Origin of the sequence: Microbacterium sp. NPDC028030 (genome assembly GCF_040637855.1) — a bacterium.
In the GTDB taxonomy this organism is placed as follows: Bacteria; Actinomycetota; Actinomycetes; order Actinomycetales; family Microbacteriaceae; genus Microbacterium.
Genome location: NZ_JBEZXF010000001.1, coordinates 85820 through 99679, shown reverse-complemented (window position 1 = coordinate 99679; position 13860 = coordinate 85820). Strand labels below are relative to the sequence as shown.

The following is a 13860-nucleotide window of genomic DNA, read 5'->3' as shown; positions in this document are numbered from 1 at the left end:
CCATGTGCGGCATCGTCGGAATGGTGGGCTCTGCCCCGGTCAATCAGGACATCTACGACGCACTCCTGCTGCTGCAGCACCGCGGCCAGGATGCGACGGGCATCGCGACCGCCGAGGCGAACGGCGTGATGCACAACGCCAAGGCGCAGGGCATGGTCCGTGAGGCGTTCCGCACCAGGGACATGCGCGCGCTGCTCGGCAACGTCGGCCTCGGTCACGTGCGCTACGCGACCAAGGGCACGGCGTCGAACGAAGAGGAGATGCAGCCGTTCTACGTGAACGCGCCCTACGGCATCATCCTCATCCACAACGGCAACCTCACCAACACGCGTGAGCTCACGGCCGACATGGCCAAGCGCGACCGCCGTCACCTCAACTCCTCGAGCGACACCGAGCTGCTGTTGAACGTGCTCGCCGGCGAGCTGCAGAACACCACCTCGACCGTCGACCTCGACCCCGAGCGCATCTTCGAGGCAGTGGCCCGCACGCACGAGCGCATCGAGGGCGCCTACGCCGTGATCGCCGTGATCGCCGGCTACGGTCTGCTCGCGTTCCGTGACCCGTTCGGCATCCGCCCCCTGATCCTCGGTCGCCGTCCCTCCACGGTCCCCGGTGCGGAAGGCCGCGACGAGTGGGTCGTCGCGAGCGAGTCGCTCGTGCTCGAGAACGGCGACTACGAAGTCGTCCGCGAGGTCGAGCCCGGCGAGGCCGTCTTCATCACGAACGACGGTGAGCTGTTCACCAAGCAGTGTGCGGCCGAGACGCACCTGGCTCCGTGCGCGTTCGAGTACGTCTACCTCGCCCGTCCCGACTCCGTGATGAACGGCATCTCGGTGTACGAGTCGCGTCTGCGCATGGGGGACAAGCTCGCCGACACGATCGCGAAGCATGTGCCGATGGACAAGATCGACGTGGTCATGCCCATTCCCGACTCGTCGCGCCCCGCGGCGATGGAGGTCGCCCGCAAGCTCGGAATCGAGTACCGCGAGGGCTTCTACAAGAACCGCTACGTCGGTCGGACCTTCATCATGCCGGGGCAGGCGGTGCGCAAGAAGAGCGTGCGCCAGAAGCTCAACGCGATGTCGACCGAGTTCCAGGGCAAGAACGTGCTCCTGATCGACGACTCCATCGTGCGGGGGACGACCTCCAAGGAGATCATCCAGATGGCGCGGGATGCCGGCGCCGCCTCGGTGACCTTCGCCTCCGCGGCTCCTCCCGTGCGGCATCCGCATGTCTACGGGATCAACATGCCGTCGCGCCACGAGCTCATCGCGCACGGCCGGACGATCCCCGAGATCGCGGAGGAGCTGGGCTGCGACCACCTCGTGTATCAGGAGGTCGACGATCTCAAGGCCGCGATCACCGAGGGATCCGTCCTGGAAGACCTCGACATGAGCTGCTTCGACGGCCGCTACGTCACCGGCACCGTCACCGATGAGTACCTGGCCTGGGTGGAGGGGTCACAGACCTCATGACGATGCCGAGCGCGCGACCGCTGTGGCAGGGTCGGGCTCTCGCACTCGTGGGGATCGTCCTGGTGGCGTTCTCGCTGCGATCGGCGGTCGCCTCGCTCTCACCCGTGATCGACCACATCGCGGCCGAGTTCCCGGTCTCCCCGGTCGCGGTCGGTCTGATCGGCGCCGCTCCGCCCGTGTGCTTCGCGATCTTCGGTCTGCTCACCCCGCTGTTCGAGCGCCGCTTCGGTCTGGAGCGGATGGCCGTGGCCGCGATCGTCCTGATGACGGCCGGGATGCTCCTGCGGGCATGCGCGCCGGAATCCTGGACGCTCCTCGGCGCGACCGCCCTGGTGTTCGCGGGCGTCGGATCGGGCAACGTGCTCCTGCCTCCGCTGGTGAAGAAGTACTTCGCCGACCGCCTCGGCGTCATGATGACGGTCTACTCGTCGACGCTCGCCTTCTCCACCTTCCTGCCGCCTCTGGTCGCCGTGCCCGTCGCGGATTCGCTCGGGTGGCGGGTGTCGCTGGGGATGTGGGGCGTGGTCGCCGCGCTCGCTCTCGTGCCGTGGGTGACGCTGCTGGTGCGCTCGCGCACCGCGCCTGCCGCGCAGCCCGTGACCACCGAGCTGCTGATGCCGGATCCGACCGATGGTGTGGACGACCTGCGCGACGCGGTCGCCGCGGCGACGGGGCCGATCACGACGCAGCCGGCCAGCGCCCGGGTGTTCGGTCGACTGCGGCGCCTCCCGCTGGCCTGGTCGCTCGCATTCGTGTTCGGCACCTCGTCGACCATGGCGTACGTCGCATTCGCCTGGCTTCCGACGATGCTCATCGACATCGGCGGCGTCACCCCGGCGACGGCCGGCTTCCTGTTGTCGCTGTTCGCGCTGGTCGGTCTGCCGTGCTCGATGCTGGTGCCTGTGCTCGTCGTGCGCTTCCAGGCCACGCGGCCGCTGTTCTTCGTCGCCGTGGGCGCGGGACTCGTCGGCCTGCTCGGCCTGCTGCTGGTGCCGACCGTGGCGCTGGCGTTGTGGGTCGCGGTGTTCGGGCTCACCGCCATCATGTTCCCGCTGAGCCTCGTGCTGCTCAGCATCCGCGCCCGCACGCCCGAGAGCGCCGTCGCATTGAGTGGATTCGTCCAGAGCATCGGGTACGGAGTCGCCGCGATCTTCCCGCTGCTGGTGGGGCTCCTCCACGAGACGACCGACGGCTGGCAGGTGCCGCTTCTCGTGGTGATCGGGGTGCTCGTCGCGTCGATCCCCGCGGGCATCGTGGCAGGTCGCCGACGCACCGTCGAAGACGAGTGGGAGCGCCGCCACGGCCGCTGGTAACCCGGGGGCACGACGATCGCCGCGACGCCGGGGTCTCGCGGTGGAGGCTCGACTACTCGCGTCGAGGGCGTAGGACCGCGGCGGCGAAGCCAATGGCGCCGAGAGTACCGGAGAGGGCCACGGCGGATAAAGACCCCGGCAGCGCGATCGGCCACGCCCAGGTCTCGATTCCCGTGGGTGCCCGTCCGATCAGTGCGCACACGAACACGAAGAGGGTGGGGGCCGTCATCGCCGCGGACCAGGAGATGAAGGACGCGACGATGAGGAAGATTCCGGTGAGTCCGCAAATGTCGCGTACGGCGACGACGGCTGCGGGGATGGTGTGGAAGAGAAGCCCGGCGATCAGCGCGGCAACAGCGGAGAGGGCGATGTACGCCAGAATCGTGGCTGCGTCGATGACGCGGAGGTCTCGTGCCGCGGCTCGGTATTCGGCGCGACCGTCGGTGTGAAGGCTCAGCCCGATGGCAATCGGCGTGATCAGCGCGATGACCGCGGTGACGGAGATTCCCGCGGCCACGCCGCCGCGGAGGGTGGGGATGGCGATGCTCAGATCCCCGAGGAGCGGTGCGGCGAACAGGGAGACGGCGACGATCCCTGTCAGCGGGAAGGTATGGCGCGCTTTGAGGAGCCAGATCATGAGGTCGGGAAGGCCGGGACGGGGCGATCACACGTGCCCAGGATCGGCAGAGTCGCGGTGACCCAGTGCACCTGAGACTCGATCGGAACAGTGCGGAAGGGGGCGTACTCGCCATCTGCGTCGTGGGCTTGAGTCTGAATCGCGCCGATGTCCATCCCGTGGCCTCCCTTCTCTTCGATCCACAACTCGGCTACGTAGGCGGCGGTCTGACGCTGCTGATAGTCCGACTCGTCGCAGTATGCGACGCCGGTGGCGGGCAGTAGAGATGAGGTGAAGGAGTACACCACCTCTGAGGGTGTCATCCCCGCTCGGATTGCCATGTGCACGGACTCCGGAGTGCTGTCGCCACGGGCGCCGGTGATGTCTGGGGGCACAGTGAGACCCAGGTCTGTCAGGTTCGTCCACATGGTGTCGATCGTCCGCCGAACCGTCCCGTCGGCGGCGACCTCCGGGAAGAGACAACTGCGGGGCGCCGTTCCGTCGCAGAGTAGCTCCGAATCGGTGCGGTCCTGCACCGGCGTGTATGTCTGAGTGATCGGAAGCAAAAGGGTGACGAGGATCGCGGCAACCCAGGCGGTCAGCACGCGGAGCACGACACTCGCACGTCGGCGGCGACGGGACCGTGCAGTGGTGACCAGTGTGCGGACAAGGGCGAAGAACAAGAACGCAGACACCGCGGCGAACGCGACCGTGACCGCGATGGGGCCGGGCGTCAGCGCTGTATCCACCGTGCAGCACTGCACGACGATCACCCCGGAGAGATACCGCCCCGCGGGGAACGGCATCGCCTGGGTGAATCCCAACCAGCAGTATGAGGCGGTGAGGGCGGCGGCTGCGGCGACGACCCATGGCAACAGCGCTCCGAGGAGCGCTCCGAGCATGGCGTGGAACGCGATCACTGTCACGTACATCGCGATGACGATCCACGGCAGGTCTCCGCCCACCGGCGGGTAGCTCACGATGAGCCACACGATGCCGAACACCTGTACAACCAGGGCGCCGACGACGCTCTTGGAGAGCACGGCGATCATTGTTCTGTTCGACGATCGGGCCTGAGGAACGGCGATCATCCCTGACCGCCGAAGCCGCGCAATCTCGATCGCACTGGAGATCGCGGCGACCGCGCACGAGAAGAGGAGGAAGAAGCCGGCGTTGCCGATCGCGGCAGGGAGATATCCGGCGTAGTCGACTGGATGGACGTACGTGGCGGCGTACACCATGACGCAGACGATTCCGATCGGTGGCAACCACAAGGCGGGCGAGGAGCGCCACGGCAACACGCTGAATCTCATTGCTCGCGCTCAACCCACTTCTCGTACTCGCGGCGCAGTGCCGTCGCGGCGTCGCCTCCTGCCGGATCAGAGAAGACCGCGGAGATCGATCTCTGGGTTCGAACCTGACCTCGGTCGACGACGACGAGCTCGTCGTAGGTGTCTGTGATCTCAGTGAGCAGATGAGTTGAACAGATCACGGAAACCGTGTCGGGCAGCCTCTCGAGTGCTTCCAAGAACTGATCCCGTTGGAGGGGGTCGAGACCGACCGTGGGCTCATCCAGCAGGATCAGGGTCGCGTCGTGCACGAGCGCGGAAGCGATACCCGCACGTCTCAACTGCCCCCCAGACAACGTGGTCGATGCACGGTCCGCGAGATCGCTGAGGCCTACCGTCCTCAGCGCGCCCAGCGCCGAGTCCCAGGCGTCGGTGCGAGACATGCCCTTCAACCATCCGGCGAACGCCACTTGCTCTCGAACCTTGAGCCCCGGATACGCGCGTGTCGCCTGCGGCACCCACGCTACAGACGCGAGATAGTGGCGGCGGCTGCTTCCCCACGGAGCGGGCCCGGTGCCCAGCGCGATCCGTCCTCGTTTCGGTTTCAGGGAGCCGGCGAGAGCCGCCAGTAGCGTCGATTTACCGGCACCGTTCGGGCCGAGGAGAGCCGTGCGCCCGGCGTGGAGCTCGAGATTCAACTCGCTGTACACGGTCGACCGACCATAACCGAGCTCGCACTCCGCGAGTTCCACGACTGCACTCATCTGATTGTCGATCTCTCTGGTGGACTGACAGGTAACCGACTATAACGTTACGTGTGCTCTCAAGGATGAGGAGCGATTGGGGGGTCATGACCCGTTCCGACACCTACCACTGGAGCATTTCCGCGGTGAATGGGTCGAACTGGGCACACCTCAACGTCGGTGCCGTCAACCAAACCTACTGACCGACGGAACCCCGGGGGGTGCTCCTCTGGAGCGCCCCACACCATTGGGTGGTGCCGTGTTCGTCGTGTCGATCCCGCCGGGATCGTCGCGGGTCGTCGCCGCACCGTTGAGGACGAGTGCTGGCGCGGGCCGTGTGTGGTTCGGCTGCGAGCGAACTTCAGCCTTCACACGAACCGTCACGCGAGTCGTCGCCGGGTCCGCGATCGCCCTCGGAGCATGCGCCCGCATCCGGACACGACGAAACACCCGCACGTCGTGCGGGTGTCTCGGTCGAACAGAGAGGCGGTCAGGCCTTCTCTAGCTCGTCCTCGTCTTCGTCTTCATACTCATCGGCCCACTTGTCGACATATGCGTCTTCGTCGGTCGGGTGAGCCAACTCGCGCTCGAGCGCGGAGTAGTTCACCGACGGACTGTACGCCTTGAGTTCGCGGGCGATCTTGGTGTGTTTCGCCTTCTGACGGCCACGGCCCATGCGCGAGACCCCCTCACGAGTTAAGCTGCGGGCTGTAAGGCCCGAGGCATTTCACGACACCGGCGCGAAGCCGGTAAGAGTAGCATTCAGAATAGCACGCGGGGAAGACGCTCTGGCTGAAGCCAGGCTGGTGAAGGGAACGATCTTCATGACCGACAGCACCTCCACTCCGTCCGACGAAGCCGCACAGAACGCGGCGCTGCAGAAGGCCGTCATCGTCGGCATGCAGCTGGATCAGGACCCGCACGTCCTCGCCGAAGCCGTCCGCTACGCGCGGCTGCTGGGCGCGCCGCTCGTGGTCGCCCACGTCGACGTGACGCGTTTCGTGACCTACGAGGATCCGGATGGCTACGTCCACTCGGCTCCGATCGACATCAATTTCGACGCCGGTGCTGCGGAGTTCGAGGCCGTCGAGGCGGCCGCAGCGAAGCAGCTCCAGGGAACGGATGTCACCTGGACCGCGCGTCAGCTCGTCGGCGACCCGGCCCTGGCGATAAAGCAGCTCGCCAACCGGCTCGACGCTCAGCTGATCGTCGTCGGCACGCGCAAGCGCGGCATCGGCGAGTCGATCAGGGAGTTCTTCACGGGCTCGGTCGCGGCGCGGCTCGCCCATCGGCAGCATCGTCCGATCCTCGTGGTGCCGCTCGGCGAGTCGGTGCCGGACGAGCAGAAGGAGATCTGGCCGGAGTGAGGGTGGCGCTCCGCACAGACGAGAGGCCCCGCCGACGAATCGTCGGCGGGGCCTCTCGTCTGCGCCGTCACCCCCAGCGGATGATGACGCCGTGCCGCGCCGTGGATGCGACCTGCGGGTGGGAAGGCGCTGCTCGGTCCTGCCGCGAGACCTCAGGAGGCGAGACCACATCGTGGCGGGGCTCATCCGGGGGTCGCTGATGCGAGTCGGCTCCGCCCGCCGCACCGGTCACGACCGGATGGTGTTCAGGGCGACCGTCACGCCGCGCGCCGCGGTGTCGAGTGCCGATTCCAGGTCGGTCACGACGGACGACGGCAGCGTGCCGCCCTTCGCGATGTGCGTGCGCAGATCGGTGCGCACGCGCGCACGGAACGCGTTGATGATCGCATCGGCCCGGTGCATCTCCTCGCGGCTGACGAGTCGGGAGTCGTCGGTGGCCGACCGGGGACGGCTCTTGGCGGCTGAGCGATCCCCCTTCTCGGCCGCGGCCAGATCGGCACGGAGGCTCTTCATCGCATCCTGCACGCTCTGGCGCACCTCGCTCGCGATCAGTCGCACCGAGTCGGTGATTCCGGCCTCGATGCCCGCGAGGTCGCCCTCACGGGCAGCGAGCTCGGCGCGTCCGGCGTCGGTGATCGCGTAGATGGTGGTGCGGCCGTCGACGGTCTTGGTGACCAGGCCCTCCTCCTCGAGCTTCGCGAGCCGGGGGTAGATCGTGCCGGCGCTCGGCGTGTACGTGCCGCCGGTGCGGTCGGTGAGCGACTGGATGATGCCGTACCCGTGCTGCGGCGCCTCGGCGAGGAGCGACAGCAGGTACAGGCGCAGGTCGCCGTGGGAGAAGACGGCAGGACTCATGCTTCCCACTCCGCGTCGTCGGTGATCGATGCCGGGGTACGGCGCAGCACGGTGACGCCGCCGGAGACCGAGTTCGCGCGCAGGTCGACGAAGCGTCCTGCCAGCTCGCCGGTCGTCCCCGTGTAGTTGCTGGGGCCGGAGGAGCTGCGCTCCACGCCGTCGATCAGCAGGCGGCCGCTGAGCGACCGGATGACGTAGTTCGCGGCGAGCGACTCGTCCAGACGCACCGTGGTGCCTCCGGAGACCGAGTTGATGTTGATGGTGTTCACGTCGCCGGCGGCATCCACCAGAGTGGAGCCCGAAACGATGTCGACCGTGGCGCGACGCACGGCACCCGTGACCGCCACGTCGCCGGAGACGCTGTTCGCGCTGATCGAGCCGGTGAGGCCGCGCACCTGCACGTCGCCGGAGACCGAGTTGACCGTGAGGTCGCCGATCAGGGTGTCGACGATGATGTCGCCCGACACGGTGTTGAGGCGGGCGTCGTTGCGCAGACCCGACACCAGGGCGCCCGCGCTGACGACGCCGAGGTTCAGGGCGATCGCGCGGGGGACGGCGACGCTCACCTCGGCGCGGGGACCACCGGAGCCGAAGTTGCGGAACACCTCGAGGAAGTTGTCCCAACCCAGCTGCGGGTGGTCGATCTCGACCTCGCCGTCGTGGGACTCGATGCGCAGGTCTTTGGTGGTGACGCCGTGCACCTCGATGCGGATGCCCGGTTCGTCGTGGGCGATGATGTCGACCTGCCCTCCGACCAGGCCCACCTTGAGGCGAGTGACGGATTCGATGTCGATGACGCGTTCCTCGCCGGGGGCGATGAGCCACTTCTCGGTCATGTGTGCTTCTCCTGTGTTGGGATCACGATATATCGTGTCTGGCCACCATAACACGATATATCTCGATGGTGTCAAGAGTGCTGACGAAACTCCCAGCCAGCGCCCGCCGGCGCGCTCGCCCGCGCGGGGGGAAAAGAGGTGTTGACATTGACGTTGCGTCAACTTCTAGAGTCGTGATGACACGGAGGGGAGGAGGGGACATGGAGAGAGACGACTGGTCGATCCAGGAGATCGCACGGCTGGCGGGAACCACGAGCCGCACGCTGCGTCACTACGACGACATCGGGCTGCTGCCGCCGACACGCCTGGCCGCCAACGGCTACCGGCACTACGACGGTCAGGCGCTCGTACGCCTGCAGCGCATCCTGCTGCTGCGAGACCTCGGCCTCGGACTGCCGCAGATCGCCGAGGTGCTCAGCACGGCGTCCGATCACGGGTCCACCCGCACCGAGGCATCCGCTCTCGAGACCCACCTCGCGCTGCTGCGCGAGGAGCAGGCACGGTTGGCGCGGCAGATCGCGTCGGTCGAATCCACCATCACGGCATTGAGAGGAGGTGAGAATCTCATGGCAGAGAACATGTTCGACGGCTTCGACCACACCCGCTACAAGGAGGAGGTCGAGGATCGTTGGGGCAAGAAGGCCTACGCCGACAGCGACCGCTGGTGGCGTGGGATGACCGACGCCGAGCGCGCCGACTGGCAGAAGCGGGTGTCCGATCTGGGACGCGACTGGATCGCCGCCGCGGAGAGCGGCATCGACCCCGCATCCGCCGAGGCTCAGGACGTCGCGCGGCGCCACGTCGAGTGGCTCACGGGCATCCCCGGCACACCCGCGGCCGCGCCAGGCGGCGACGTCAAGGCGTACGTGATCGGTCTCGGCGAGATGTACGTCGCGGATCCGCGCTTCGGCGCGAACTACGCGACGTCGTCCGGAGGGACGGAGGGTGCGGAGTTCGTCCGCGACGCCCTCCGCATCTACGCGGAGCGCACGCTCTAGCGGCGAAGGCCCCGTGCGCGCGACCCCTTCGGGTGCGGTCGTGCCCACGGGCCTTCGTGCACCCCGGCCGTTCGTACACAACGGCGCCGCCCGCGCGCAAGGGGTGCGTCGAGGGGAGGGATGCGGCGTAGGGTCGGGGCCATGACGGGGAGCGGGAGCACGAGGGGCAGCGCTGCCGCGTCATCGCTGTTCACGGCGGCCGCGGTGGCCTACGGCGCGAACTGCGCACTCGGGGCATCGGTCGCCACGCGCCTGATCGACACCAGCCGCTTCCGCTGGCTGCACCACGCGCTGTACATCGTCACGTGCACCGCCGTCGCCGCGGCCGTCGTGGTGGGCTGGTCACGAGGACCCCGTTCCTCGGGTCGACGAGCCGCCGTCGCGCTGCTTCCCGCGGCGGTGCCCCTCACCGCGATCCCCTCTCTCGGCAGTCACGGCCGCCGGCATCCTCTCACCGCGCTCGCCGCGGCCCCTTTCCTCGTCGCGGGGCTGATCCTCGCGCATCGTCCCGCCGACCGGAAGTGACAACATGGAACTGCTCGACGCCATCCGCCGCCGCAAGACCACGAACGGGCCGTTCCTCCCCGACCCGGTCTCCGAGGAGCATCAGCGCATCCTCCTGGAGGCGGCCGGCCGCGCACCGTCGCAGCTGAACAGTCAGCCGTGGCGGTTCGTGGTGATCGAGAACCGCGACACGATCGAGCAGATCGCCCGCATCTCCGGCGAGAGCATGACCGAGGCGATGTCGAACGGCACGTTCTTCGAGCGCTACAAGCCGTACTTCCGGTTCAGCGAGGCCGAGATGGAGGAGAAGCGCAGCGGGATGCTGTTCGACAAGCTCCCTGCGGCGCTGCGGCCGTTCACGAACCAGGTGTTCACCAAGCGTGGACAGACGCTGATGAACACGTTCGGGGTCCCCAAGACGCTCGGAGCCGAGAACCGGAGACTCGTCGCGGGGTCCCCGCTGCTGCTCGGGGTCATGCTCGATCGGAGCGAGTACCGCCCCGGACAGCTGTCGTCGTTCTACTCGGTGTTCAGCATGGGAGCTGCGATGGAGAACGTGTGGCTCACCACGGGCGAGCTGGGCATGGGCATCCAGTTCATCTCGTTCCCCATGGAGGTGCCCGGTCGCTGGGACGAGATCGTGCGACTGCTCCGCGTGCCGGACGACCTCGAGCTCATGGCCGTCTATCGCCTCGGATACCTGCCTCCGGAGCAGCGTCGCCCCGCCATCGACTGGTCGAGCAGTCAGCGCAAGCTGGTCTCGCAGTACGTGTTCCGCGAGGACTGTGACACCCCTCAGCAGGGGTGGGACGAGCCGCTGCGCTGAGTCCTCGCTATCGCCGTCGCCGCGTCAGCGATCGGACGTCCGGGATACCTCCGGCAGGTCACGCAGAGCGGGACCCTCGATCCTCGTGCCGTCCGCCGCGAACCGCGACGCGTGCAGCGGGCAGTCCCACGTGCATTCGGCGTCGTTCCAGTCGAGCACCCCGCCGAGGTGCGTGCACACGGCGCTCACCGCGCGCGTGACGCCATCGACCGTGGAGATGCCGACCGGTCGTCCGCCGCGATTCGCCACGACACCCTCGCCTTCACCCGGGCGGGGCACCGGAACGGGCCGACCCTCGGCCTCGACCCATCCCTTCGTCGCCGCAGCCGCGACCTTCGCGCCCTCGACGGCGCCCCGAGCGAGGTCGGCGGGAACGGTCAGCCGCGTGCCGAGGCGGATCATCCACGACGGGCGATCACTCCGTCGCGTGCCGATGATCTCCTCGGTGAGGCGCAGCGCGGCGGCCGGGGCGTTCGACAGCCCCCACTTGGCGTATCCGGTCGCGATGCGGATGCGCCCGAGGCCGCGAGGCAGAGCGCCGACGAACGGGATCAGGTTGTGCGACTGGTAGTCCTGGGCAGACCAGCGGTGGGTCTCCTCGGCGTCGGGGAAGTGCAGGCGCGTCCACGAGACGAGGTCTTCGATCGCCGCCGTCTCGCCGTCCGAGCGGCCGACCGGGTGCCCGTTCCCACCCACGACGAGCTGGGCGGTATCGCCTGGCCCGTCGGCGGGAGAGACAGGCCGGATCGAACGCGTCGGGCCGTCGGCGGAGATGAAAGTGCCATCGGGGACGCCACCCGGAACGCGGAAGGCTACGCAGGAGGACCGCATCCCCTGCACCTTGGAGAAGTAGAGTCCGCGGTCGAGGATCGGCGTCCCGGTGGCGAGCACGATGTGCTCACCGAACAAGGGCCCGGCCTCCGTCTCGATCCGGCCGTCGGGGAGGGCGTGCGCCCCCGTCACGCGGACGCCGGTGTGCAGCGTCCCGCCGCCCGCCAGGAACTCCGTCGCCAGTGCATGCGCCACGGCCACAGGGTCGATCGCCACCTGACCCTCGAGCGCCACGGCGCCTGCAGCGGGGAAGGTGGTCGAGAGCTCGTGCTGTCGGAGGAGCCGGGCATCCAGGCCGGCCTCGCGAGCGGCGGCGTGCTGCTCGCTCACGGCGCGCATGCCCTGGGCGCTCTGCGCATACGTATGGTCCGTCCTGCGGGTGTAGGTGATGCCAGCGGTGTCGGCGAATCCGAGGAGCCAGTCCATCCCCGCACGGTTGGCGTCGACGTATGCCCGCACGAGCGACGCGGGGTGATGGCGACGGATCGTGGCGAGCTGTGTGCCCTGCAGGAGCGAGAGCTTGCCGGTGTTCCCACCCGAGGCGAGCTCCGCGACCTGTCCCGCCTCGACCACCGCGACGTCCATGCCGGCCCTGGCGAGCATCACGGCCGTCGATAGACCGGTGAGCCCGGCGCCGACGATGACGACGTCGTGACGTGCGCCCGCGTCGAACGGCGATCCGGCTGGCAGGGTCTGGTCGAGCTTCCACAGGGGCCTCATGGCAGCAGTCAACGTCGGAGAGCGGACGGACTCCACGCCCTTGACATCGTGCCGACCCGCTGTCAGGCGCTACTACAGTGGCGAACGTGAACCTCCGTCGTCTCCTTCTGGTCGCCCTCGGCGGCACGGTCGGAACGGCGGCGCGGCTCGGCCTCGGACTCGTGCTCCCCGACGGCGGCTTCCCGGCCGCGGTGCTCGTCGCCAACGTGGTCGGGTCCTTCCTGATCGGGGTCCTGGCGGCGCGGCTGCCCGCGACGGCGGAACTCCGACTGCTGCTGGGCACCGGGGTGCTCGGCGGTTTCACGACGTACAGCGCCTTCACGACGGGCACCCTGTCGCTGTGGTCGCACGAGCCCCTGCTCGCCTTCGCCTATGCCGCGGGCAACCTCGTGCTCGGACTCGGCGCTGCGGCGCTCGGGCTCCGCGTCGGCAGGCCCCGGGCGGAGGCCACGACGTGAGCCCCCTCCTGTTCCTGGGCGCTGCGCTCGCCGGAGGGGCCGGTGCGGTGCTGCGGTACCTCGTCGACCGCGGCATGGCTCGGCTCGCCGGACGCCGCTTCCCGTGGGGCGTGCTCGTGGTCAACGTTTCGGGTTCGTTCGCCCTCGGGCTCATCACCGCGGCGCTGCCCGAAGGGGCGATTTTGCTTGGAGCGGGTCTGCTCGGTGGATACACGACCTTCAGCACGGCCATGCTCGACACGGTCGCCCTGTGGCGCGACGGGGAGCGGCCGGCATCGGTGTTCAACGCCCTCGGCATGCTGCTGTGCGGCCTGGTCGCTGCGGGCCTCGGCCTGGCGCTGGGCGCCGTCGTGTAGTCGGGGCCCGCGGCTCCCAGCATCCTCACAAAACGGAAATGTACAAACGTACATGTACGGATGTTGAAGGGGGCGGGATGAAGCAGGCGACACGCCGCAGGCGGAACCCCGAGGCCCGCCGCCGGGAGATCGTCGCCGCCGCATCCGAGCTCATCGTCGAGGTGGGCGCCGAAGCGGTCACGCACCGCAAGGTCGCCGCGCGCGCGGGCGTGCCGCTCGGTGCGACGACCCAGTACTTCGACACCCTCGACGACCTCCGTGGCGCGGCCTTCCGCGCGCTCGCCGATGAGGTCGACGCACGCCTCGACGGGGTCAGGCAGACGCTCGCCGAACGGGGCGACAGTCCCGACGTGATCGCCGCCCTCGTGTTCGAGAGCATGGACGATCACCACGCCGTGCAGGCCGACCGTGCCGTGGTCACCGCTGCCGTGCACGACCCCCGCCTGCGCGATCTCGCGCGTCACCTGTCCGACCGTCTCGTGGAACTGCTCACGCCGACCTATGGCGAAGATCGTGCCAGAGCGGCGATGATCTTCATCGACGGCGTCATGTGGAACACGCAGCTCCGCGACGACCGCCTTGCGCAGTCCTTCATCGAGTCCGCACTGGCGCGGATCCTCGGAGAGTCCCTCTCCTCTTCTTCCGCAACGACAGCCACACCCTGACACCGAGG

Annotated in this window: 16 protein-coding genes; 9 read left to right on the top strand and 7 right to left on the bottom strand. The window is 68.4% G+C overall.

Annotated elements, in window-relative coordinates; translation table 11 throughout:
* The first annotated feature begins 2 nt into the window (after positions 1-2).
* Positions 3-1475 (top strand): amidophosphoribosyltransferase, encoded by a 1473-nt coding sequence (purF, locus tag AB0E56_RS00405; protein ID WP_359796139.1) that lies wholly within the window; start codon positions 3-5, stop codon positions 1473-1475.
* Positions 1472-2788, top strand: a complete 1317-nt coding sequence (locus tag AB0E56_RS00400; protein WP_359796138.1) for an MFS transporter — start codon at positions 1472-1474, stop codon at positions 2786-2788. Before purF ends, AB0E56_RS00400 begins: the two co-directional genes overlap by 4 nt.
* Before the next feature lie 52 nt (positions 2789-2840).
* On the opposite strand, the gene AB0E56_RS00395 is transcribed toward AB0E56_RS00400, so the two are convergent.
* From AB0E56_RS00395 to AB0E56_RS00380, 4 genes are all read right to left on the bottom strand, one after another.
* Positions 2841-3425: a hypothetical protein gene (locus tag AB0E56_RS00395; RefSeq protein WP_359796137.1), complete on the bottom strand. Its 585-nt coding sequence runs from the start codon at positions 3423-3425 to the stop codon at positions 2841-2843.
* Positions 3422-4645 carry a hypothetical protein gene (locus AB0E56_RS00390; RefSeq protein WP_359796136.1) on the bottom strand — a complete coding sequence of 408 codons (1224 nt, stop codon included), beginning with the start codon at positions 4643-4645 and terminating at the stop codon, positions 3422-3424. Before AB0E56_RS00390 ends, AB0E56_RS00395 begins: the two co-directional genes overlap by 4 nt.
* A 68-nt stretch (positions 4646-4713) precedes the next feature.
* Positions 4714-5457: an ATP-binding cassette domain-containing protein gene (locus AB0E56_RS00385; RefSeq protein ID WP_359796135.1), complete on the bottom strand. Its 744-nt coding sequence runs from the start codon at positions 5455-5457 to the stop codon at positions 4714-4716.
* A 469-nt stretch (positions 5458-5926) separates the two neighbouring features.
* Positions 5927-6112: a DUF3073 domain-containing protein gene (locus AB0E56_RS00380; RefSeq protein WP_029263716.1), complete on the bottom strand. Its 186-nt coding sequence runs from the start codon at positions 6110-6112 to the stop codon at positions 5927-5929.
* A 148-nt stretch (positions 6113-6260) separates the two neighbouring features.
* Here AB0E56_RS00380 and AB0E56_RS00375 point away from each other — a divergent pair, with 148 nt between their 5' ends.
* Positions 6261-6803, top strand: a complete 543-nt coding sequence (locus AB0E56_RS00375; RefSeq protein WP_359796134.1) for a universal stress protein — start codon at positions 6261-6263, stop codon at positions 6801-6803.
* Between the two features lie 228 nt (positions 6804-7031).
* On the opposite strand, the gene AB0E56_RS00370 is transcribed toward AB0E56_RS00375, so the two are convergent.
* Positions 7032-7658, bottom strand: a complete 627-nt coding sequence (locus tag AB0E56_RS00370) for a PadR family transcriptional regulator (protein WP_359796133.1) — start codon at positions 7656-7658, stop codon at positions 7032-7034.
* Positions 7655-8494, bottom strand: coding sequence for a DUF4097 family beta strand repeat-containing protein (locus tag AB0E56_RS00365; protein ID WP_359796132.1), 840 nt, complete (start codon positions 8492-8494; stop codon positions 7655-7657). Before AB0E56_RS00365 ends, AB0E56_RS00370 begins: the two co-directional genes overlap by 4 nt.
* Before the next feature lie 200 nt (positions 8495-8694).
* Here AB0E56_RS00365 and AB0E56_RS00360 point away from each other — a divergent pair, with 200 nt between their 5' ends.
* From AB0E56_RS00360 to AB0E56_RS00350, 3 genes are all read left to right on the top strand, one after another.
* Complete coding sequence (locus AB0E56_RS00360) at positions 8695-9492, top strand: MerR family transcriptional regulator (RefSeq protein ID WP_359796131.1); 798 nt, start codon at positions 8695-8697, stop codon at positions 9490-9492.
* Between the two features lie 141 nt (positions 9493-9633).
* The gene (locus AB0E56_RS00355; protein WP_359796130.1) at positions 9634-10017 is read left to right on the top strand and encodes a hypothetical protein; all 384 of its coding nucleotides are present in this window, start codon (positions 9634-9636) and stop codon (positions 10015-10017) included.
* Positions 10018-10021: 4 nt separating this feature from the next.
* Positions 10022-10822 carry a nitroreductase family protein gene (locus AB0E56_RS00350; protein WP_359796129.1) on the top strand — a complete coding sequence of 267 codons (801 nt, stop codon included), beginning with the start codon at positions 10022-10024 and terminating at the stop codon, positions 10820-10822.
* 24 nt (positions 10823-10846) lie between these two features.
* Here AB0E56_RS00350 and AB0E56_RS00345 read toward each other — a convergent pair whose 3' ends face one another.
* The gene (locus tag AB0E56_RS00345; RefSeq protein ID WP_359796128.1) at positions 10847-12373 is read right to left on the bottom strand and encodes an FAD-dependent oxidoreductase; all 1527 of its coding nucleotides are present in this window, start codon (positions 12371-12373) and stop codon (positions 10847-10849) included.
* Positions 12374-12459: 86 nt separating this feature from the next.
* On the opposite strand from AB0E56_RS00345, the gene AB0E56_RS00340 reads away from it, so the two are divergent.
* The 3 genes from AB0E56_RS00340 (at position 12460) to AB0E56_RS00330 (ending at position 13852) form a co-directional block, all read left to right on the top strand.
* Entirely contained in the window at positions 12460-12831 is a 372-nt protein-coding gene (locus AB0E56_RS00340; RefSeq protein WP_359796127.1) for a CrcB family protein, read from the top strand.
* Positions 12828-13187, top strand: coding sequence for a CrcB family protein (locus AB0E56_RS00335; RefSeq protein ID WP_359796126.1), 360 nt, complete (start codon positions 12828-12830; stop codon positions 13185-13187). The genes AB0E56_RS00340 and AB0E56_RS00335 overlap by 4 nt, the downstream gene beginning before the upstream one ends.
* Before the next feature lie 77 nt (positions 13188-13264).
* Entirely contained in the window at positions 13265-13852 is a 588-nt protein-coding gene (locus AB0E56_RS00330) for a TetR family transcriptional regulator (RefSeq protein ID WP_359796125.1), read from the top strand.
* The last annotated feature ends 8 nt before the right edge of the window (positions 13853-13860 follow it).